Annotated in this window: 22 protein-coding genes; 11 read left to right on the plus strand and 11 right to left on the minus strand. The window is 67.6% G+C overall.

Going from position 1 to position 21087, the window contains the following annotated elements; genetic code table 11:
* Positions 1-16: 16 nt before the first annotated feature.
* From rnpA to ACR2JI_RS10645, 8 genes are all read left to right on the plus strand, one after another.
* Positions 17-373, plus strand: a complete 357-nt coding sequence (gene rnpA, locus ACR2JI_RS10610; RefSeq protein WP_526390029.1) for a ribonuclease P protein component — start codon at positions 17-19, stop codon at positions 371-373.
* Positions 370-654 (plus strand): membrane protein insertion efficiency factor YidD, encoded by a 285-nt coding sequence (yidD, locus tag ACR2JI_RS10615; RefSeq protein ID WP_526390030.1) that lies wholly within the window; start codon positions 370-372, stop codon positions 652-654. The genes rnpA and yidD overlap by 4 nt, the downstream gene beginning before the upstream one ends.
* Positions 647-1696, plus strand: a complete 1050-nt coding sequence (yidC, locus tag ACR2JI_RS10620; protein ID WP_526390031.1) for a membrane protein insertase YidC — start codon at positions 647-649, stop codon at positions 1694-1696. Before yidD ends, yidC begins: the two co-directional genes overlap by 8 nt.
* 36 nt (positions 1697-1732) lie before the next feature.
* The gene (locus tag ACR2JI_RS10625; protein WP_526390032.1) at positions 1733-2254 is read left to right on the plus strand and encodes a Jag family protein; all 522 of its coding nucleotides are present in this window, start codon (positions 1733-1735) and stop codon (positions 2252-2254) included.
* Positions 2255-2298: 44 nt separating this feature from the next.
* On the plus strand, positions 2299-2988 hold the full coding sequence (gene rsmG, locus ACR2JI_RS10630) for a 16S rRNA (guanine(527)-N(7))-methyltransferase RsmG (RefSeq protein ID WP_526390058.1): 690 nt from the start codon (positions 2299-2301) through the stop codon (positions 2986-2988).
* Complete coding sequence (locus tag ACR2JI_RS10635) at positions 2985-3917, plus strand: ParA family protein (protein WP_526390033.1); 933 nt, start codon at positions 2985-2987, stop codon at positions 3915-3917. Before rsmG ends, ACR2JI_RS10635 begins: the two co-directional genes overlap by 4 nt.
* A 2-nt stretch (positions 3918-3919) precedes the next feature.
* Entirely contained in the window at positions 3920-4903 is a 984-nt protein-coding gene (locus ACR2JI_RS10640; protein WP_526390034.1) for a ParB/RepB/Spo0J family partition protein, read from the plus strand.
* A 223-nt stretch (positions 4904-5126) separates the two neighbouring features.
* Positions 5127-5849, plus strand: a complete 723-nt coding sequence (locus ACR2JI_RS10645; protein WP_526390035.1) for an acetyltransferase — start codon at positions 5127-5129, stop codon at positions 5847-5849.
* Here ACR2JI_RS10645 and ACR2JI_RS10650 read toward each other — a convergent pair.
* From ACR2JI_RS10650 to ACR2JI_RS10685, 8 genes are all read right to left on the minus strand, one after another.
* Positions 5846-7060: an N-acetylmuramoyl-L-alanine amidase gene (locus ACR2JI_RS10650; RefSeq protein WP_526390036.1), complete on the minus strand. Its 1215-nt coding sequence runs from the start codon at positions 7058-7060 to the stop codon at positions 5846-5848. The genes ACR2JI_RS10645 and ACR2JI_RS10650 overlap by 4 nt on opposite strands.
* Before the next feature lie 74 nt (positions 7061-7134).
* Positions 7135-7458 (minus strand): thioredoxin, encoded by a 324-nt coding sequence (gene trxA / locus ACR2JI_RS10655; protein ID WP_526390037.1) that lies wholly within the window; start codon positions 7456-7458, stop codon positions 7135-7137.
* A complete protein-coding gene (gene trxB, locus ACR2JI_RS10660) occupies positions 7455-8429 on the minus strand; it encodes a thioredoxin-disulfide reductase (protein ID WP_526390038.1) in 975 nt (324 codons plus the stop codon). The genes trxA and trxB overlap by 4 nt, the downstream gene beginning before the upstream one ends.
* 90 nt (positions 8430-8519) lie before the next feature.
* On the minus strand, positions 8520-8753 hold the full coding sequence (locus ACR2JI_RS10665; protein WP_526390039.1) for a hypothetical protein: 234 nt from the start codon (positions 8751-8753) through the stop codon (positions 8520-8522).
* 15 nt (positions 8754-8768) lie between these two features.
* Entirely contained in the window at positions 8769-9332 is a 564-nt protein-coding gene (sigM, locus tag ACR2JI_RS10670) for an RNA polymerase sigma factor SigM (RefSeq protein ID WP_526390040.1), read from the minus strand.
* Between the two features lie 64 nt (positions 9333-9396).
* Positions 9397-12771, minus strand: coding sequence for a murein biosynthesis integral membrane protein MurJ (gene murJ, locus ACR2JI_RS10675; RefSeq protein ID WP_526390041.1), 3375 nt, complete (start codon positions 12769-12771; stop codon positions 9397-9399).
* Complete coding sequence (locus ACR2JI_RS10680; RefSeq protein WP_526390042.1) at positions 12768-15086, minus strand: DUF6049 family protein; 2319 nt, start codon at positions 15084-15086, stop codon at positions 12768-12770. The genes murJ and ACR2JI_RS10680 overlap by 4 nt, the downstream gene beginning before the upstream one ends.
* Positions 15083-15817: an NUDIX hydrolase gene (locus ACR2JI_RS10685; protein ID WP_526390043.1), complete on the minus strand. Its 735-nt coding sequence runs from the start codon at positions 15815-15817 to the stop codon at positions 15083-15085. Before ACR2JI_RS10685 ends, ACR2JI_RS10680 begins: the two co-directional genes overlap by 4 nt.
* A 94-nt stretch (positions 15818-15911) precedes the next feature.
* On the opposite strand from ACR2JI_RS10685, the gene ACR2JI_RS10690 reads away from it, so the two are divergent.
* Together ACR2JI_RS10690 and ACR2JI_RS10695 are read left to right on the plus strand one after the other, a co-directional pair.
* On the plus strand, positions 15912-17351 hold the full coding sequence (locus ACR2JI_RS10690) for a CCA tRNA nucleotidyltransferase (protein ID WP_526390044.1): 1440 nt from the start codon (positions 15912-15914) through the stop codon (positions 17349-17351).
* Between the two features lie 66 nt (positions 17352-17417).
* Positions 17418-17927 carry a pullulanase gene (locus ACR2JI_RS10695; RefSeq protein WP_526390045.1) on the plus strand — a complete coding sequence of 170 codons (510 nt, stop codon included), beginning with the start codon at positions 17418-17420 and terminating at the stop codon, positions 17925-17927.
* Between the two features lie 24 nt (positions 17928-17951).
* Here the strand turns inward: ACR2JI_RS10695 and ACR2JI_RS10700 are convergent, their stop codons facing one another.
* Together ACR2JI_RS10700 and ACR2JI_RS10705 are read right to left on the minus strand one after the other, a co-directional pair.
* A complete protein-coding gene (locus ACR2JI_RS10700; RefSeq protein ID WP_526390046.1) occupies positions 17952-18725 on the minus strand; it encodes a TIGR03084 family metal-binding protein in 774 nt (257 codons plus the stop codon).
* 9 nt (positions 18726-18734) lie between these two features.
* A complete protein-coding gene (locus tag ACR2JI_RS10705; protein WP_526390047.1) occupies positions 18735-20015 on the minus strand; it encodes an MFS transporter in 1281 nt (426 codons plus the stop codon).
* Between the two features lie 71 nt (positions 20016-20086).
* Here ACR2JI_RS10705 and ACR2JI_RS10710 point away from each other — a divergent pair, with 71 nt between their 5' ends.
* Positions 20087-20692 (plus strand): YqgE/AlgH family protein, encoded by a 606-nt coding sequence (locus tag ACR2JI_RS10710; protein ID WP_526390048.1) that lies wholly within the window; start codon positions 20087-20089, stop codon positions 20690-20692.
* 12 nt (positions 20693-20704) lie between these two features.
* Here ACR2JI_RS10710 and ACR2JI_RS10715 read toward each other — a convergent pair whose 3' ends face one another.
* Positions 20705-21058, minus strand: coding sequence for a hypothetical protein (locus ACR2JI_RS10715; protein WP_526390049.1), 354 nt, complete (start codon positions 21056-21058; stop codon positions 20705-20707).
* Positions 21059-21087 lie beyond the last annotated feature (29 nt).

The following is a 21087-nucleotide window of genomic DNA, read 5'->3' on the forward strand; positions in this document are numbered from 1 at the left end:
CAACCGGTCGCCCAACGTGCTCCCGGCTCGACACCGGATGACACGGTCTGCAGACTTCGGCACCACGGTCAAACGCGGTGTGCGAGCGGCGCAACCGGATCTTGTTGTCCATGCCCATCGCGGTGAAGGAAATCCCCGTGGACCTGCGATCGGCTTCGTCGTCAGCAAATCCGTGGGCGGTTCAGTGCAGCGGCATCGGGTCTCCCGGCGCTTGCGGCATCTGGTCGGCAGCATGATTAGCAATCTCGAGCCCACCGACCGCATCGTCATCCGCGCGCTACCCGGCAGCCGGACAGCCACGTCAGCGCGGTTGCGGCAGGAACTGGGGGCGGCACTTGACCGGGCTCAGCAGTTGATGGAGCGGCGCCGGTGACGGCCGCCCGAGGTGGGGCGGCACGGCTGGTGATCTCGGGGATCGGGATCTACCGCCACATGATCTCGCCGCTACGGCCCGCGTCGTGTCGGTTCATGCCGACCTGCAGTCAGTACGCCGTGGATGCGGTGAGCGAGTACGGGGTCGTCCGCGGGGGTTGGCTGGCGATACGCCGGCTCCTCCGCTGCGGACCGTGGTGTAGCGGAGGATGGGACCCGATTCCGGAACGGGTGGACGCCGGCGACGGCTCGAGACAGCAGCTCAGGAGCGCCGATGTTTAACTGGTTCAGCCTCGACTACATCTACTACCCGGTCTCGGGCATCATGTGGCTCTGGTACAAGCTGTTTGCCCTGTTCCTGGGGCCGAGCAACTTCTTCGCCTGGGCGCTCTCGGTCATGTTCCTGGTCTTCAGTCTGCGCGCGCTGCTGTACAAACCGTTCGTTCGGCAGATCCGCACCACCCGTCAGATGCAGGAGCTGCAGCCACAGATCAAGGCGCTGCAGAAGAAGTACGGCAAGGACCGCCAGCGGATGGCGCTGGAGATGCAGAAGCTCCAACGCGAGCACGGGTTCAACCCGATCCTCGGTTGCTTGCCGATGCTGGCGCAGATCCCGGTGTTCCTCGGTCTGTACCACGTGCTGGCATCGTTCAACCGGACCCAGAGCGGCTTCGGTCGGCTCGGTCTGTCCGTCGAGCAGAACCGCTCGCTGGGCAACTACGTGTTCAGCGCATCGGACGTCGGCCACTTCCTCGACGCCCATCTGTTCGGGGCACCGATCGGCGCATCGATCACCCAGACCGTCGGCCTGGAGGCCTTCACCGTCTTCAGCCGTCCGGCGGTGGCCGCGGTGTCGATCCCGCTGATGCTCCTCGCTGGTGTCGCGACCTACTTCAACAGCCGCGCCTCGATCGCCCGCCAAAGCGCGGAAGCTGCGGCCAATCCGCAGACGGCGATGATGAACAAGCTTGCGCTGTATGTGTTTCCGCTGGGCGTCGTCGTCGGTGGCCCGTTCCTGCCGATCGCAATCATCATCTACTGGGTGTCCAACAACATCTGGACCTTCGGCCAGCAGCACCTCGTCTTCGGCAAGATCGAGAAAGAAGAAGAGGCCAAGAAGGACGACGCGCTCGCGCGGCGATCCGCGAATGCGCCTGCGCCGGGAGCCAAGCCCACCAAGGCCCGCAAAGGCCCGCAGCCCGCACTCGATGCCGACGGCGACGCGAAGACTGGCACCGCGGCGCCCGAGGAGAGCCAACCGGCCCCCGGTGCTGAAAACCGCGCCCCGCGCCCAGGCGCGCGGCCCAAAAAACGCAAACGTTGACCGGACGTGGATCCGGACGGAGAGGGAGAGAGTGACATGACCGAGAGCGCATCGGAGGAACTGACAGAGGCGCCCGTCAGCAAGGCGGTCAGCCAAGAGGAGCGGTTGGTCGCCGAGGGCGAGTTCGCCGGCGACTACCTGGAGGAACTGCTGGACCTGCTGGACTTTGACGGCGATATCGACCTGGACGTCGAGGGCGACCGCGCAGTGGTCAGCATCGACGGCGGGGAAGACCTGTCAAAGCTGGTTGGACGCCGCGGCGAGGTGCTCGACGCGCTGCAGGAACTGACCCGCCTGGCTGTGCACCAGAAGACCGGGGAGCGGAGCCGGTTGATGCTGGACGTCGCCGGCTGGCGCCGCCGGCGCCGCGATGAACTCAGTGCGCTGGGCGACAAGGTTGCCCGCCGGGTAGCCGAGACCGGCGAACGCGAGGAGTTGGCGCCCATGACGCCTTTCGAGCGCAAAATTGTGCATGATGCGGTGTCCGTGGTGCCGGGGGTGCACAGTGAGAGCGAGGGCGTGGAGCCCTCGCGCCGCGTTGTGGTCCTCAAGGACTGAAGTTACATAGATGTAGTTCCATGCTCGGGTTGATGGCGGAGGGGATGTTTCACGTGAAACAGGCACCGCCGACGGCAGCGGCCGAGATCTTCGGGGAGGGCTTGGAGCGAGCCTGCCGCTATGAAGAGTTGCTGGCGGGCCCCGGAGTCACACGTGGGCTGATTGGCCCTCGCGAGGCCGACCGGCTCTGGGACAGGCATATCTTCAACAGCGCGGCTGTCGTCGAATTGATAGGCCCGGGCGCGCGCGTTGTGGATATCGGTAGCGGAGCGGGCCTGCCCGGGATCCCGGTGGCGATCGCCCGCCCGGACCTCCAGGTCACCTTGGTGGAACCGATGTTGCGCCGGTCTGAGTTTCTCGATGAGGTGGTTCGCGAGCTCGGTATCGCCGTCCAGGTCGTCCGTGGCCGGGCAGAGGACACAGCGGTTCGGAAGGCATTGGCCGGAGCCGACGTTGTTGTCTCGCGCGCGGTCGCCGGTTTGGACAAGCTGACCCGGTGGAGTCTGCCGCTGCTACGACCCGGTGGGCGGATGCTTGCCCTGAAGGGGGACCGCGCCGACGAAGAGGTCGCCGAGCACAGGGCGACGATGTCGAAGATGGGCGCGACAGACATTCGGGTCGTGCGCTGCGGAATGGACTACCTGAGTCCGCCGACCACAGTGGTGGAGGCGGCAAAGGCGGAACGGCGGTCGGCCTCCCGGGCACGGCGTATGCCGGAGAGGAGAGAGCCATGACTGTCCCACCCATGGAGGGCGGAGATGTTTCACGTGAAACATGGGTGCCCGGCGAAGACACCGACACGCCTATCGGGGCGGCCGCCGAGCGTGCCATGAAGGTATTGCACACGGCCGCCGGGCAGCTTCCCCGACCGGCCCGCCGGCGCATCTTCACCGTCGCCAATCAGAAGGGCGGCGTCGGCAAGACCACCACGGCCGTCAACATGGCGGCGGCGCTGGCGGTGCAGGGTTTGAAGACCTTGGTGATCGATCTCGATCCGCAGGGCAACGCCAGCACCGCCCTCGGTATCGCCGACCGCCGTTCGGGGACACCGTCCTCCTACGAGGTGCTACTGGGGGAGTTGCCACTACGAGAGGCCATCCAGAAGAGCCCACACAGCGACAAACTGTTCTGCGTTCCCGCCACCATAGATCTGGCCGGCGCCGAGATCGAGTTGGTCAGCATGGTGGCGCGGGAGAACCGGCTACGTAATGCCCTGGCAGACCTGGACCAGACCGACTTCGACTACGTGTTCATCGACTGCCCGCCCTCGTTGGGCCTGCTGACCATAAACGCGCTGGTCGCAGCCCCTGAAGTGCTGATCCCGATCCAGTGTGAGTACTACGCGCTGGAAGGTGTCTCACAGCTGATGAAGAATATCGACATGGTCCGGGCGCACCTGAACCCCAAGCTGTCCGTCAGCACCGTGGTGCTCACCATGCATGACGGGCGCACCAAGCTGGCGGATCAGGTTGCGTCGGAGGTGCGCCGATTCTTTGGGGACAAGGTATTGCGCACGGTGATCCCGCGCAGCGTTAAGGTGTCCGAGGCGCCCGGTTACAGCATGACGATCATCGACTATGACCCAGGCTCACGGGGCGCCATGAGCTATCTCGACGCCAGCCGCGAGCTGGCGCACCGCAACCCGGAATCGGCGGAGGCCTAGTAATGAGCCAGACATCCAAGCGCAAGGGCGGCCTCGGCCGCGGCCTCGCATCCCTGATCCCCACCGGACCGTCCGACGGTGGTCCCCGATTGGGACAGGCCGCCGCGGATGTCGTCATCGGCGGCCCCGGCACCCCATCGGGATCGCCGCGGCCGGCCGAGACGGAAATGGGAGCGGTCTACCGGGAGATCGAGCCCACAGCCATCGAGCCGAACCCGCGCCAGCCCCGGCAGGTCTTCGACGAGGATGCGCTGGCCGAGCTGGTGCATTCCATCCGCGAGTTCGGCCTGATGCAGCCGATCGTGGTCCGCGAGGTGGGCGGAGCTGGCGAGGGCCGGTACCAGCTCATCATGGGGGAGCGGCGCTGGCGGGCCGCCCAGCGGGCCGGCCTGACGGCCATCCCGGCTATTGTGCGTGAGACCAGCGACAATGACCTGCTGCGTGACGCACTGCTGGAGAACATCCACCGCGCCCAGTTGAACCCGCTGGAAGAGGCGGCGGCCTACCAGCAGTTACTCGAGGAATTCGAGGTTACTCACGAGGAGTTGGCCACCCGGATCGGCCGGTCCCGTCCGGTGATTTCCAACATGATCCGGCTGCTGAAATTGCCTATCGCTGTCCAGCGACGGGTCGCGGCCGGCGTGCTGTCCGCCGGTCACGCCCGAGCCTTGCTGGCCCTGGAGGCTGGGCCGGACGAGCAGGAGGCGTTGGCGGCCCGCGTCGTCGCCGAGGGACTGTCGGTACGTGCCACCGAAGAGGCCGTCACCCTGGCCAACCATGGCGGGGGTAAGAAGCCCGCGAATCCCCGCCGCAAACCGATTCAGATGCCGGGTCTCCAGGACGTGGCAGAACGGCTTTCCGGTACCTATGACACTCGCGTGTCGGTCAGTCTGGGCAAGCGCAAGGGCAAGATCGTCGTGGAATTCGGGTCGGTGGAGGATCTGCATCGGATCGTGGGTCTCATGGACCCCTCGGTTGCAAAATAGCCGCCACCCGGACACCGGACAGTTACGTCACTGTGACAAAATACGGCCGCCCTTTTGTGGCCGTGCCGGGTATCTGCTCGAAAACCCAAGCGGCACAACATGATTCCGGCGACGCGGCGGTCTCCGTCCGGGGTCTGGCCGACACCGCGCGGCGCGGCGTCCGCTCTCCTATCCTGAGGGAACGGTTGCGCGCGTCCGCGCCCCAGGAAAGCCGGGGAAAGTAGTGTCCGTCCACATCAGGCCGCTGCGGCTCGAGGGATTCGAGCAGCTGCCGAAGCACGCGCGCCGGTGTGTCTTCTGGGAGGTCGACCCGCAGACCCTGGGTGAGGACAACTACCTCCCTGATCCGGAGTTCGAGAAAGAGGCCTGGCTCTCGATGGTCATGTTGGAGTGGGGGTCGTGCGGACAGGTGGCCGCCCCTGTCGCCGATGAGGACCGACCCGCCGTCGACGATGACGAGCCGTGCCTCGGATACGTCCTGTATGCGCCGCCGCGGGTGGTGCCCCGCGCCCTGCGGTTTCCCACCGGTCCGGTGAGTGCGGACGCGGTCCTGCTGACCTCGATGGGGGTCGAGGCCGGCCAATCCGAGGGGTTGGAGAATCTTCTCATCGCATCGGTCGTCAGCGAGCTTCGCCGGCGCGGGGTGCGGGCCCTGGAAGCATTCGGCCGTACCGCCTCGGCTGCGGAACTGCTTGGCGCAGACGAGGATCCGGAGTTGAAGCACGCGGTGGCCGCGCTGGATGACTGCTCATTCGAGCGCTGCATGATCGACGCGGATTTCCTGATCCAAGCGGGCTTTACCGTCGTGGCCCCGCATCGCTATTTCCCACGGTTACGGCTCGAGCTCGACAAGGGCCTGGGTTGGAAGGCCGAGGTGGAAGCCGCGCTGGAACGGCTACTGGAGAGCTCTCAGCTGCAGGTCAGCGGCGCCGAGATCAGCGGTTAGACGGCCGACCGGCCCTGGTCGACCGACTGCTCGTGAGCGAGCAGCTCGGCGAAGGTGAAAGTCCCTGTGGGGCGGTCGTTTTTGCCCAGCAGATACAACCGCTTGACCGCCGCGAGAATGCCCTCGGCGATGGCGTCACGGCACTCCTGGGTGACCAGCATGCTGCGGTCGCCGGGGTTGGTGATGTAGCCGACATCCACCTGAACAGAGGGCATGCGGGTAAGCCGCAACAGATCCCAGGTACGGCCGTGTGTCCGGCAGTCCAGTAATCCGGTGCGCGCCACGACTTCTCGCTGAATGAAGTCGGCCAGGTTATGACCCAGCGTAGACACCGATCCGTGCGAACTACCAAAGTAGAAGCAGGACAACCCATTTGCGAGCGGGCTGACATGGCGCTCGAATCGCAGGCTGATCATGAGATCGGCGCCGACGGTATTCGCTGTGGCGGCCCGCTCGGCATCGGCCGGACTTCGACTCACCGGTCGCGACAGGAATGTCTCCATACCGATCGCCGTCATCCGTCCCTCAAGCCGGCTGGCCAGGTCCCACAGAATGTCGGCTTCGCTCATCGGCCCGTGCGGGCCCTGCACGATCATGCCGTTGTCGTCGCCCCCGCGGCCCGGGTCGATGATGATCCGCTTGCCGGAGAGCCGGGGACCGGAGCGGCGCACCCGCTCCTCCTCGCGGATCGCGTGCAGCGAGCCACCGGTGACCCGCGAACCCAGAAAGTACAACGAGCGCAACGTTTCCGGACCGCAGATACCATCCGGGGCCATCCCGTACTCGCGCTGATAGGACATCAGGGCGTTGTGCGTCTGCAGCCCGAAGTAGCCGTCCACCAGAGCGGTGTAGAAGCCGAGGTCCTGCAGCCGAGACTGCAGAGTTGCGACGTCGTCGCCATACATCGGCGCTCCGAACTGATGCGCCAGGATCCGCGCGCCCAACCGGTACGAGGCCTCTTTGAGGGCCCGATAGGTGGCTTCCCCGACGATCCCGTCGACGAGCAGACCCCGGCCCTGTTGGAAGGCACGGACCGCATGATCGAGTTCGTCGTCGAACACGTTGAGCGCCACGTGCCGGCCGGTGGTCAGATCCTGGTCGTCGTTTTCCAGCAACCCGAGCGCGGCCAGCGCTTCACGTATCTCGACAACGGCCGGATTCCTGTCCCCGCGGCGCAGAGTATCGCCCGCGCCGGGGCCTGGAGTCGACATGACAAGCATTGTCGCAGAAGAAGCAGTCGATCCGGAAACGTCTCGGGGCGCCCGCCGGTCACGAATTCATCGCGCTACACGACGTCGGAGAGCTCCTTCAGCAACGGCGCCTTACTCGTGGCGCCGACGATGCGCGTCACCGGCTGGCCGCCCTGGAACAGGATCATCGTCGGGATAGACGAGACCTGGTAGTCGCGAGCGGTGCCGGGGTTCGCGTCGACGTCGATTTTGGCGACGGTCAGTGTCCCGGCCTTCTCCGCGGCGATCTCCTCGAGCACCGGGGCGACCATGCGGCACGGCCCGCACCAGGCGGCCCAGAAGTCGACCAGTACCGGTGTGGTGCTGGTCAGGACGGCATCGGGGAAGGTTGCGTCAGAAACGGTCACCGTGGCACTCATTGTTGCGCTCCGATCATTGCGGGGGTTTCGGCGTCGTGCGGGTGGGTCAGCCAGCGTTCCGCGTCGATGGCCGCTGCACAGCCACTGCCGGCAGCGGTGATGGCTTGGCGGTAGGTGTGGTCGACGAGGTCTCCGGCCGCGAACACACCGGGCAGCGATGTCGCCGTGGTCCGTCCGCGCACTACGACGTACCCCTCGTCGTCGAGATCCACGGCGCCGCGGACCAACTCCGATCGGGGGTCGTGTCCGATCGCCACGAATACGCCGGTCACCGGCAGGGTCGACTCCGCACCGGTCGTGACGTTGCGGACCCGCAGGCCGGTGACGGCGGTCTCGCCTTCAACAGCGATGGTGGCGGTATTGGTCAGGAAAGTGATCTTCTCGTTTTCGCGGGCGCGTTCGAGCATGATCCTGGAGGCACGGAATTCGTCGCGGCGATGCACGAGGGTGACGCTGCGGGCGAAGCGGGTGAGGAACGTCGCCTCCTCCATCGCCGAATCACCGCCGCCGATCACCGCGATGTCCTGCTCCTTGAAGAAGAATCCATCGCAGGTGGCACAGGAGCTCACGCCGCGGCCGAGCAGTTCCTGCTCGCCGGGTACGCCGAGGTATCGCGCCGCTGCGCCCATGGCCAGGATCACCGCCCGCGCGCGGTGCGTCTCGCCGTCGGCGGTGACCACTTCCTTGACCGGACCGGCCAGCGACACCGACTCGACATCCTCCATCTGCAGGTCGGCGCCGAACCGCAGGGCCTGCTCGCGCATCTCGTCCATCAGCTCCGGCCCGGTGATGCCATTCCGGAAGCCGGGGAAGTTCTCCACTTCGGTTGTGGTCATCAACGCACCACCGAAGGCAGTGCCCTCGAAAACGAGGGGCTTGAGCTGGGCGCGGGCCGTATAGACGGCCGCGGTGTATCCGGCCGGGCCGGATCCGATGATGATGACGTCGTGGACGGCGGGTTGGTTACTCATCCCGGCCTTTCTCCCAAGGGCTTTCTGTCTGCCGGCAGACCGGCACACTGACCAGAACACCAGGGTAGACCGGGCTGTTCCCGGCCGGAATCACGGGCGCGCGGCAGCTGAGGCCGGGGTCACGGTGATCTGGCCGGCGCTCACCGGTTCGGAGGTCGCCGGTCCGGTGGACTTCAGCAGCGCGACGCCACCCATCCACCCAGCCGCCGTGAGCGCGGCCAGGCCGATGAGGATGGCGGCCAGCCGTGCGGCGGGCAGTCCGGGCCGGGCGGCATGGGCCGGACGCGTGGCTGCTCGCGCCGTCACGCTGTGGTGTGGGTGCACCCGGCCAGTCTGCCCTCAGCCGGTGGCAGGGGACAGGTGACTGAGCAGAATCGCCAGCCGTGCCCGGGCCCGCGCGCAGCGGCTCTTGATGGTTCCTTCGGCGACGTCGAGCAGCGCCGCAGCATCGGCAACCGAATAGCCGTGCACGTCGACCGCCAGCACCGCCGCCCGCTGCCCGACCGGCAGCCGCAGTAGCGCCTCACGGACCATCAGGCTCGTCTCAATGCCGGCGGTCCGGTCAGACACCGGGCAGCCCTCGTCGGGGAGCGGATCTGTCGGCCGAGAGGCGTTGCGGCGCAGACGATCACGGCAGGCATTGACAACAATGCGATGCAGCCAGCTACTGACGGCGGCGTCATTGCGGAATGACGCGGCCCCCCGGTGGGCCGAGAGCATTGCCTCCTGCAGCGCGTCGTCGGCATCCTCGGCGGTCGAGGTCGATCCGCGTGCCAGCCGGTAGAGCTGGGCATGATGCCGTCCGAACAATTCCGCGAAGGCGTAGCGATCCCCGGCGGTATGCGCGGACAGCAATTCGGCGTCACTGCGTCCGGAACCGCCGCCATCGATGAGGTTGCGCACGAATCGGGACGCTAATCACCGAGAGCCGGTGCGGCACTTCACCCAGGTGCAGTGCTGTGGGTTGTCAGGATGCGGCGCGCACAGTGATATCCGACAGTGCGGTCTTGTTCTTGCCGTCTGTCTGTCCCATGGTCGAGATCCACACCAGCAGGTGCGAGGTTGGCGACGCACTCGGCACCGCGATGGTGTTGGAGCCCGGCTTCAGTGCGGTCGGCTGGGTCAGCGCAGTGGTGTCGTCCAAGCTGGACGGGTTGGCGCTGGTGGCCGATCGGATCTGTACCTTGGTGCCGGTGCTCGGTACCGTCAGGGTGACGCTGCCCACGACTGTGGGCTCGGAAAGCTGCAGCATCAGGCCCACCCCGTTCTTGAAGTTCGGGAACGGCATCGGATCGGTGTAGGTGTCGGTCGGCCATGTGGTGTTCGGATCCGCGTCGATCGCCAGCCCTGCCATGCTCGGGTTGTCCGCGTCACCCCCGGGGGAGAACACAACTGCGCCAGTGGGTTTCACCACGGACCCCGACGGCGGGCTACTTTGCGAGGTCGTTGTGTTCAGACCCAGCTGGTCGCCCTTGATCCCTCCGCCGACATCGCCGAAGATGCGGCCCAAAAATGATGCCATCACGATCAGCGCGATCAGCAGCACCGCTGCGCCTGCACTGATCCCGATCAGCAGGGTTCGCTTTCGCCGCGCCTGCGCGTCGGGGTCGTCGCGGATTGGTCGCGCGGGTGCGGGGATCGGCGTCCGTACGGGTTCGACCAGATCGGTGTGATCGGCTGCGGCGGTCGCCTGCTGCAGCAGATGCAAAAGGTTAGGGGCGGTGCTGATTCCGCCGCCGGGCTGTACGGCTCGCACGGCCGCCGCCGAGATCTGGAAGGGGATCTCAGGGTTGATCGCCTGCGGCTCCATCAACTCCCCGGTTGGTGCTGACGTCGCGGGGCGCAGACCACTGGGCGTGCCGCTCTCGGGCAGCGGCCAGCGGTCGACCAGCAGTGCGTACAGTGCGGCGCCCACGCCGCGGACATCCGCCTCCCGGGTGGCGTCCGGCAGCGTGGCGGGGAAGGCCACCGCCACATCGCCGCCGATGCTCACCCGGATACGGCCGGGATGGTCGATGGACAGCGCCACCCCGACCCGGTGCGCCTCGTCGGCGGCTGCCGCCAGTGACTGGACGGCCCTGGCGGCACCGAGCGCGGATGGGGAGGTGTCGGCGACCTCTTTGAGCGAACCGCCGCGGATCCACTCTGCGACGACCAGGCCGCCGGTATCGATCCGGGTGACGTCGAGGACGCGGGCCAGGCCGGGCCGTTCGATCTGGCCCAGCTTGAGCGTCTCGGACAGGATCGCCTCGAGTTGATCATCCGACAGCCGCCCGCCGGGATCGATGAACGTCAAGGCCACCTGTCGATCCAGTGCGGTGTCGAGGGCCTGCCAGAACTGCAGCCCTGCCGGCCCGCCGTGCAGCACCAGTAGCCGGTAGCGGCCGTCGGCGATGTTGGCACCGGGAACCAGTCGGCTGTCGCCTGGCGCTTCGTGGCGGCCGCCGCCGCTGGAGCCGGAGGCGGGTAGATCCGGCTGGAAGTCACCGGCCGCGTGCCGTGGAATCCACGTCGTCGCCTCGTGCGGGGGACCGGCCGGCGGCACGTCCTGATCGCTCAGCTCCGGTCCTTTCGGCATCGAGGTGCCGACGGGGTGCGCCGGCTGCTCGTATGAGGGCGAACTACCTGCATCAGCGTACGTGACAGGGGTATGCCGATGTGGCACAAGTGAGTCCTGGGGCTGCGCGCGTCGCCCTCCCGGCAGGCGGCTGCGCACCGCGGTCCAGGCGGCCACGGCATCGGGAACCTGCATGATCACCGTGAGGCAGGCGATGATCGGCAGCATCACCACGGTGAGGATCAGCAGCCGCACCATCGAACCCGCGCCGCCGGCCCGCTCGGTGAAGGCGTCCAGCCCGAGCACCTGATCGGTACCGGCGGCGATCACGGCAGCCAACGCCGACGCGGCCGTGGTGATCAGAATCGCCCGCCGCACACCGGCGTCCAGCAGCCGGGTACCGGGCGGCCGCAGCGAACGGCGCAGCAGAATGTGACCCAGTACCGCGCCGGCCACGAACCCCAGACCATTGGCCGCACCCAGGTAGCCCGCGACCAACTCCCGATCGTCGGTCAGATGCGGGGCCAGCAGTGATCCCACGATCTTGACGACGGTGATCGCGATGATGATGAGGATCGGTGTCCACGGTTCATCGCGGGCGTAGAACACCCGCAGCTGTAACAGCACCAGGGCATAGGGGATGAGGGTGAACGCCGACAGCGCGATGGCCTGGCCGAGATAGTTGGCGTCGACTTCACCGAATTTGCCGTAGGCGAAGAGCGCGCTGCCGATGGCCGGCCCGCCGACGGTCATGAGGGCCACCACCGGGATCAGGGTCACCATCGTCAGCCGGGTGGCAAGCGAGAGGTCGGCCAGCACCGCGGGGGTGTCGCCCGCGGCGGCGTTATGGCTCAACCGGGGCATCACCACCGTCAGAATCGTCACGCCGATCATCCCGAACGGCAGCTGCAGCACCAGCCAGGCGTAGGCGTAGATGGCCGGACCGGATGCTGCCGCTGTGCTCGCGATCTGGTTACCGATCACCAGGCCGACCTGACTGATCAGCACGTAGAGCACCATTGCGGCGGCCATGGTGCCGAAGCGTTTCATCCGAGCGTCGATACCCCACAGCGGGCGCAGACTGATCCGCCTGCGCCGGATGGAGATCAGCAGGACCAGCATCTGAGAGGCCACACCGAGGGTGGTGCCGAGCCCAAGGACAAGCAACTTGGCGTTGCCCATCTGAACCGGATTCACCGAGAGTTCGCCCGGCACAAGCAGATACAACCCGAGGGTTGCGATTGCCACGACGTTGTTGAGCACCGGAGCCCACGCCGGTGGCCCGAATACATTGCGGGTGTTCAGGATTGCCATGAATACCGACGACAACCCGTAAAAGATCACCTGCGGCAGCAGAAGATAGGCGAAGGCGGTTGTCAGTGGCTGGTTGACCTGCGGATCGCTGCCGAGCATCAGCCGCACCAGTAGTGGCGCGCCGGCCACCGAGAGGACGGTGGCCACCAGCAGCAGCGAGGTGGCAAGTGTCACCAGCCGACGCACGAAAGCCGCGCCGCCATCGCTGTCGTCGCGCTCGGCGCGGGCCAGCACCGGCACGAAGATCGCCGTGAAGGTGGCCTCCAGCACCAGCGCCGCGATCATGTTGGGGAGCTGGTTGGCCACCGAGAACGAACTTGACAGGGCTGCTCCGAGAATCGCGGCCAACAGCACGATCCGGATGAAGCCGGTTATCCGGCTCACCAGGGTGGCCAGCGCCATCCCCCACGACCGCGAAACGACAGCCGCATCCGACAGTTGTTCGGTGCGTTCCACAGGCTGCTGCGTCATTTGTTCTCTCCCGCAGGAGATTCCGCCGGCAACCACGGCCGGTCGATATCGGCGCGGTCGGGTTGGCCGCGGAAGCGGTGGTAGAGCCTGCGCCCAACCAACAGGGCCAGCACCACCCCGCCCCCGAGTGTGATGGCGAACAGCACCTTTCCGTAGGCGTTGGCATGCACCGAAAGTCGAACCGGCTCGCCCAGTTGAACCCCGTCGGGGGTGCGCAGCGTGACATCGACCGCCACGCGTTGGCTGACGCGGACTTCAACGGGCACCCGCAGCGGCAGATAACCCGGCGGCACCTCCTGCTCGCCGATATCGGTCACAGTCATACCCGGCGGCGCGTCGACCTGTAGTCGCACCCGGACCGGCACCGCCAGGTCGTTGCGCAACGCCAGGGGTAGCGCGCTGCGCTCGCTCGCCAGGGTGTACGAGTCGCCGGGGCTGACGACGCGCACTGCGCCGAAGAAGTCCTCGATGGTTCTGCCGACGACGCCGAGGCGCTGCCGTGCCAGATCGTTGCGACCCTCGGGCGGCTCGGTCTGACTCAGTGCGCGCAACATGTCCTCGCGAAGCGGGGCGGTGTACTGCCCTCCGGTGACGCCGGTGCGGGGATCTGTGGTCAACGCCGGTGTCAGTTGACCAAGCCGGTTCAGTTCCGCATCGATCGTTTCCACGACGTCATCGTCGAAGCGGCCGCGCACATCGGTGGGCAGTTGCGGTGCCTCCCCCGGCGCGGCGGTCGCGGAGTCGGTGATCAGCGCCCCCAGCGGGCGGGGGACAGCCAGGCCTGACCGCACCGCGTTGGCGAGGACGGTGAGGATGGCCCTGGCGTCGTCGGGTTGTGGGCTCCACTTCAGCGGCGGCAACAGGATCTGCGCGCGGGGTTCGACCCCGGGCTGCAGCATTCGCCACAGCACCGCCGCAGCGGCGTCTTGGCGGCGGGCCACCGGCGAGTCGTGGTCGACGGGCACCGACATCGCGGTGTCGAGGTAGGCGGGCCGACTGGGATCGGTGCCGACTCCGGCCAGTGCCGCCCCCACCGCGGGGTCGAAGGGCGCCAGCACCACCTGGGGGGAGAGCCGGCGGACCGCGGTGTCGGCGGTGAACGGCGCTCCGGTGGCGGCGGTGGCGGAGTCGGCCGGAGCGACGGCGACGGTGGGACCCTGACCGTCGAGCAGGGCCAGCGCGCCTTCGGTCAGGGTTCCATCGCCCAGCAGGGTGGCCCCCCGGGTGGACGTGACGCCAAGGATCTTGTCGACGACGTCGGCACCGTTGGTGGTGGCCGCGGCGGTCAGGCCGTCGTCGCCGATCCGGTGCAGCGCGTCCAGGTCGGCCTGGGCATACGGGGTGGCCGCGACGCAGAGCCGCTTCGCGACGTTGCGCAGCCGGTCCAGCCAGGTGGCCGCGGCGGCCTGGCCGCCACCCGGGTGGGCGGCGGTACCCAGTCCGTCGGGTGAGTCGGACACCGAATAGCCGGCCGTCATGGCGTTGACCGTGACGAGCAGGTCGGGATCGATGGCAAGACATAGCGTCCGATCGACACCCGCGCTCGGGTCGATCGCCTCGGGGCTGAGGGCGAACTCCGCAGCGCCCAGCAAGGTGTCGAGTCGGCCGCCCGGCGCCAGCGATACGGCGAGGTCGTCGTTCATCAGCCGAACCGGGGTGGTGCCGCCGGGAACGCCCGGGGCCAGCCGCGGTTTGTCGGCGATCGGCCACAGCATGGTCAGCGGGACGGGTTTGGTGGTGTCCGGAGCGGTGACGTCGGTCAGCGGGTTGCCCGATGCGGATTCCGGATCCGGTGGCACCCCGGTTACCGGGAGCAGGAACCGCGCCTCGTCCAGCCGACTCGGTGAGCCGTAGTCCGGTGTTCCGTTGACGTTGATCAGCAGCGGGTACACGCCGGGCTGATCGATGCCGAGCGACCGGATCGGTACCGAGAACCTCACCCCGGTCGCCTGGCCGCGTTCGAGTTGCGCTGAGACACCGGCGAATTCGGCCACCGGATCGAACGCGGCGTCTGCGCTGAGAACGGTCCGCAACACCGAGGACGACGACACCGGGATGCCGTGCTCGAGGCGGGCGACGATATCGCGCACCGGACGGTCACCGACATTGGTCACCGTCGCGGCGACCGTCACGACAGGTTCGCTGGAGGTGGTGACGATGTCCGGGGTCACGTTGTCCAACCGCACCTGGAGAAACGGTGTTGCGCCCGGTTCACCCGCCGCCGAGGGCAGTGCACCCGGAAGCAGCAGCAGGCCAAGCAGGGTGAGAACCAGGACGATCCGGGGCACGCCGGCGACCCGCGGGAGGACCGTCACGTGCCCTGACCGCTGCCGTTCGTCCGCGGAGGGTTGCGGGTGTGCGAATGAGTCTGCGGTCGGCGTCGGGGTGCGGTACGGGGAATCGGGGGAAGCGCAGCCGGGCCGTCGGACTGCAGTAGCTCGATCAGTTCGTGCGCGACCTCGGCCAGCCGCCGTTCATCGGCGTAGGCCAGCCGATGGGGCAGTTCAGTGACCGGAACCCAGGCCACTTCGGTGACCTCGACATCCTCGTCGGACAACTCTCCGCCGCAGAACCGCATCAGGTAGTGATGAACGGTCTTGTGGATCCGGCGGCCATCGGTGACGAACCAGTAGTCGATGCTGCCCAGCGCCGCCAGGACATCCCCCTGGATGCCGGTCTCCTCGGCGACCTCCCGGGCCGCGGTCTGCTCAGGGGTCTCACCCTGTTCGATATGGCCCTTGGGCAGTGACCACAGCATCCGGCCACGCCGGTCCATCCGCCCGATCAGAGCGGCCAGCTGTTCATCGTGAGGTCGGTCGATCCCGTCGATAACCAGCCCGCCGGCCGATGTCTCGTGCACGGTGCGCAGCCTGGGACCCGGCCGCCGTCGGGGACCCGCGGCGACGCCGTTGGCGGCTCCCTCGGTGGACTCGGCCGGCGCGCGTGGACTGTCCCGACCGGCCGGCGATTCTGACGGGCCGGCGCCACGGTCGCCGCGGCGACGTCCACGACGCCGTCGAGGCTTGGCCCGCTCGCCCTCCGACACCCAAGCGATAGTAGTTGGCGCCGACGCCCACGCCGGTGATCCCCCGAGCGGTCGCCGGTCGCGCCGATGGCGGGGAGCACTAGGCTTCACCGACGTGCCCGAAGCCATGTCGGAGGACGAACTGCGAGTGCGGGCAGCGGTGACGCTGCACCGCGACGCTCCGCTGCTGCGTGAGATCGGTGCGCTCTTCGAATCCGCGGGTCACCAGCTCTATCTGGTGGGCGGCAGCGTGCGGGACGCGGTGCTTGACCGGCTGACCACTGACCTGGACTTCACCACTGACGCCCGCCCCGAGGTGATCCAGCGCCTTGTGCGCCCGTGGGCCGACGCGCTGTGGGATACCGGGATCGAATACGGCACGGTCGGGGTCGGTAAGGGCGACCAGCGGCTGGAGATCACCACATTCCGGGCCGACAGCTATGACCAGGTGTCGCGCAACCCGGAGGTCCGATTCGGCGACAGCCTCGACGACGACCTGGTGCGCCGGGATTTCACCGCCAATGCGATGGCGGTGCGCATCAGCGCCGACGGTCCCGGGGAGTTCCTCGACCCGCTCGGCGGACTCGACGCGGTGCGCCGCCGGGTGCTCGATACCCCGGCCGCGCCGGAGGTGTCCTTCGGCGACGATCCGCTACGGATGTTGCGGGCGGCCCGATTCGTATCGCAGCTGGAGTTCGGGGTGGCAGACCGGGTGCGGGAGGCCATCGTGGCGATGGCACCGCAGTTGGCCCGCATCACCGTCGAGCGGGTGGCCGTCGAACTCGACAAGATGTTGCTGGGCGCGGACCCGGTGGCCGGTATCGAGCTGATGGTGCGAACCGGGATGGGCGAGGTGGTCTTGCCCGAGGTCGGCGCAATGCAGATGGCGATCGACGAACATCACCAGCACAAGGACGTCTATCAGCATTCGCTGACGGTGCTTCGGCAGGCGATCGCCCTGGAGGGGTCCGGCAAGGCTGATCTCGTGCTGCGCTGGGCGGCGCTGCTGCATGACATCGGTAAGCCGGCCACCCGTCGCCACGAGACCGACGGCGGGGTGAGCTTCCATCACCACGAGGTGGTCGGAGCCAAGATGGTGCGTAAGCGGTTGCGAGCGCTGAAGTACTCCAAGCAGATGGTCGACGACGTCTCACAGTTGGTGTATCTGCATCTGCGTTTCCACGGCTACGGCGACGGCAAATGGACCGACTCCGCGGTGCGGCGCTATGTGGCTGACGCCGGCCCGCTGCTGCCACGGTTGCACAAGCTGGTGCGGGCTGACTGCACCACTCGCAACAAGCGGCGGGCGGCGACGTTACAGTCCAACTACGACGGGCTCGAGGCCCGCGTCGCCGAACTGTCGGCCAAGGAGGACCTGGCCCGAGTCCGGCCCGATCTGGATGGCAACGCCATCATGGAACTGCTCGGTATTCCGGCCGGCCCTCAGGTCGGCGAGGCCTGGAATTACCTCAGGGAACTGCGGTTGGATCGCGGACCGCTGAGCCCCGAGGAAGCGACTGCCGAGCTGCTCAGTTGGTGGAACGCTCGCTTCTGATCGGCGTGGAACGCTCACGTCTGATCGGCGTGGAACGCCAAGGGCGGCAACGCCGTCTAACCGGGTATGGATTACTGCCTGGACTCCGGGGACGGCACCGCATCGATGTGGACGGCCCACCCCGATATCGACCTCAGCGGTGACGGTGTGCTCGACGGTGTGCGGCTGGACTTCGACGGTGACGGCGCCTTCGACGACGCACTGACCGACGACGACGGCGACGGGTTGGCCGATCACGCCGCACTGGATCTCGACAACGACGGTGTCGCCGAGGCCCGCTACTCCGACGACGGTTCCGGCACCTGGGCGATGACAGGTGGAGCGCCCGGCGGTCCGGTGCGGTGGTTCGGTATCGACGGAGTCGAGCACACCGGGCCGGCGGATGTCGATGCCGACGGTCGCGCCGATCGTCTACTCGATCTCAACCGCGACGGCCTGGCCGATCGCGCACTGATCGTCGACGCGGACGGACGGCTCAACATCGGCTACGTCGATGTGGACGGCGACGGCCGCTGGGATATCAAGCTGGTCGACGGCGACGGTGACGGCGCCGCCGATGAGGCGGCTCAGGTGTAGGGCCCGCGCCCGCGCACTCCGCGCTCAGCGCCCCGCGCCGGGCGGACCGGCGAAGGCCTGCGCGATCCCCAGCCAATGCTCTGCATCGGCGCCCTGCGCCGTCAGGCCGAGCACGGTCCGCGGCCGGCGCTGGGTCACCAGATAACAGAAGTCCAGGGCCGGCCCACGGACCCGCTGGCCGGCGTCATCGGGGCCCCAGGTCCAGAGGCTGCCGTCCGGGGAGGTGAGTTCGACTCGGAACTGCTCAGTAGGCGGTGTCTGGCCATGCACCGCGTAGGCGAAGTCGCGGGTGCGCACCCCGAGGTGGGCTATCGCCTTCAATCGCGCGGTCGCAGACGCCGGCGCCCCCAATGCGTCGGCCACGTCCAGGCCGTGCGCCCAGGTCTCCATCAGCCGCGCGGTGGCCATCGAGGCTGCGCTCATCGGCGGGCCGAACCACAGCAGCTTGCGACCGTCGGGCACCGTGCGCAGGGCGGCGTGCAGGTCCGATCGAGTGCTGCGCCATTCGGCGAGAAGTCGGGCTGGCGGTGTGGTGCTGAGTTCCTCTGCCGCCACATCGACGAAGCCCGACGGATTGGTGGCAGCCTCGGCGAGCAGGCCTTGAAATCCGGCCTCGTCGACGATCGACGTCAGCGACAGCCGATCGGTCCAGAGCAGGTGTCCGATCTGATGCGCGATCGTCCACCCCGGCGCGGGTGTCGGGTCCGACCAGCGCTCCGGGGCCAGCGGGCCGACCAGATCATCGAGGGCGTCACTTTCGGCGGCCAGGTCGTCAACCAGCCCGTCTACAACTGTCATTGCCGAAGCTTAGTTCGGCGCAACGTGTCGTCTGCCGACGATCGTGTGCGCGGCCAGGCCGACCAGATAGACCACCGAACCGCCCACTGCCAGACCCGGTGACTGCCCGTCAGAAGGGATCGCCGCGGCCGCGGCCGTGATCGCGATGATGAATGACAGCCAGAACACCGCATCCTGCACCGCGAACACATGGCCGCGGAGCGCATCGTCGACGTCGATCTGCATCGCGGAGTCGGCGCAAAGTTTGACCATCTGACCGGCTAATCCGAGAAGAAACCCGCAACCCACCATCACCGCCAGATGAAGGCTCGCACCGGCTAGCTGGATCGCCGCCGCGCACAGCAGGGCGGTATTCGCGGTGACATAGCGCCCCCACCTCCGAATTGCCGGTGGCGCAAAGAGATACGCCAGGAATGAGCCGCTTCCAGTAGCTGCCACGAAAACGACAGCTGTGCCGATGCCGGCCAGCCCTGCGGCATCGCCGGTATTCCGCACCAGGACCAGTACCAGCAGGGTGTTGATTCCGAACACCATCCGGTGGGCGGCCAGACCGGACAGTGTCGCCCCCACCGAGGGAGTCGCGCGGACGGCCCCGAGACCATAGGACCAGCCGCTGGCGACCGCGTAGAACGCAGATCCCCGGACAGCGGTGCTGTCGGGGCCGAGGATGTGCGGGGGGAATCGCAGTGACAGTGTCAGGGCAATCGCCGCGGGCAGTGCGACAAGCACGATGACACTTGCCGCTCCCCCGTCACCGGCTCCGAACAGCCAGCGCGGAACGAGCATCAGGTTGGCGCCCAAGAAGGCGGCGGTGGCGCCGACGGCGGTAGCCACCGAGTTCATCGTCACGACCTGTTCGCGCGGAACCACGTCGGGCAGCGCCGCCGACAGACCCGAGGTCACGAACCTGCTGAACCCGTTCACCGTCAGGGCGCCGCACAACACGAACAGGTCCCTGGCGCCCGCGGCGAGCAGTGCCGCGACACCGAGCACCAACACCAGCCGGGCGGCGTTGGCTCCGATCAGCACCGCCCGGCGGTCCCAACGGTCCAGCAGGGCCCCGGCGAATGGTCCCAGCAGCGAGTAGGGCAGGAATAGCACCGCGAACGCTCCGGCCACGGCCCACGGCGATGCGGCGCGCTCCGGGTTGAACAGCAACCCACCGGCCAAACCGGCCTGAAAGAGCCCGTCCCCCAACTGGCTCGCGGTCCGCAACTCCAGCAGCCGCCAGAAGTCGGGCAGTGATCGCACCGCCCGCCACAGGGACCCGGATCCGGGTGCGTCGGCCACCGGCCCACAGTACAAAGTCTGGCCGATCAGCGTTCCTGCCTGCCGTCCACAACGCATGCCATGATGGTGATGTGCCGCAGCCGGAAGAGCCTGAGGACTCCCTCGCACCCGCGACGAACCGGGTGCGTGCGGGCACGTTGCTGTTGGCCAACACCGAACTTCTGGAGCCGACCTTCCGGCGCAGCGTCATCTACGTCGTCGAGCACAACGACGGCGGCACCCTGGGTGTGGTCCTCAACCGGCCCAGCGAGACCGCTGTGTACAACGTGCTCCCGCAGTGGACGGATCTGTGCGCCAAGCCCAAGACGATGTTCATCGGAGGACCCGTCAAGCGCGATTCCGCGCTGTGCCTCGGCACGCTTCGAGTGGGAGCCGACCCCGGGGAGACCGCCGGGTTGCGCCACGTCGCGGGTCGTATCGTGATGGTCGACCTCGACGCCGATCCGGAGATGATCGCCACGGTTGTCGAAGGTGTTCGGGTTTTCGCCGGATATGCGGGCTGGACTATCGGACAGCTCGACGGCGAGATCGAGCGCAACGACTGGATTGTGTTGTCCGCGTTGCCATCCGATGTTCTGGTTGAACCCCGCACGGACCTATGGTCGAGGGTGTTGCGACGCCAGCCGCTGCCGATGGCGCTGATGGCCACCCATCCGATCGATCTCAGCAGGAATTAACGCGCGGGCGCGCTAGCGTTCGCAGACCTGACTGCAGCCGCCGCATCCTTCACGGGATCCGCAGCCTGTACCGGACGCGGCCTCCCGACGCGCGGCGTAGCGGGCGCCCTGCCAGGATCCGGCCATGACGGTGCCGACTGCGCCGAGAGCACCGACGATCAGCGCGATCAATCCGATTCGCGACGGCGCGGCCAGTGCCAGTACGCCGCCGGCGGCCAACATGACTCCGGCGGCCACCTGAGTGGGCGCAACCATCCGCAGCACCTGTCCGGTGAGATCGCCGGCGGTCCGGCGGGTCAGCGTCCACAGTCCTGATCCGCCGATGAGTACGGCCAGGCTCAGGCTCAGCACCGCCCCGACAACCATCAGGTCAGGATACGAGCCGGGCGCGGCGT

Source organism: Mycobacterium sp. (assembly GCF_051006775.1).
In the GTDB taxonomy this organism is placed as follows: domain Bacteria; phylum Actinomycetota; class Actinomycetes; order Mycobacteriales; family Mycobacteriaceae; genus Mycobacterium.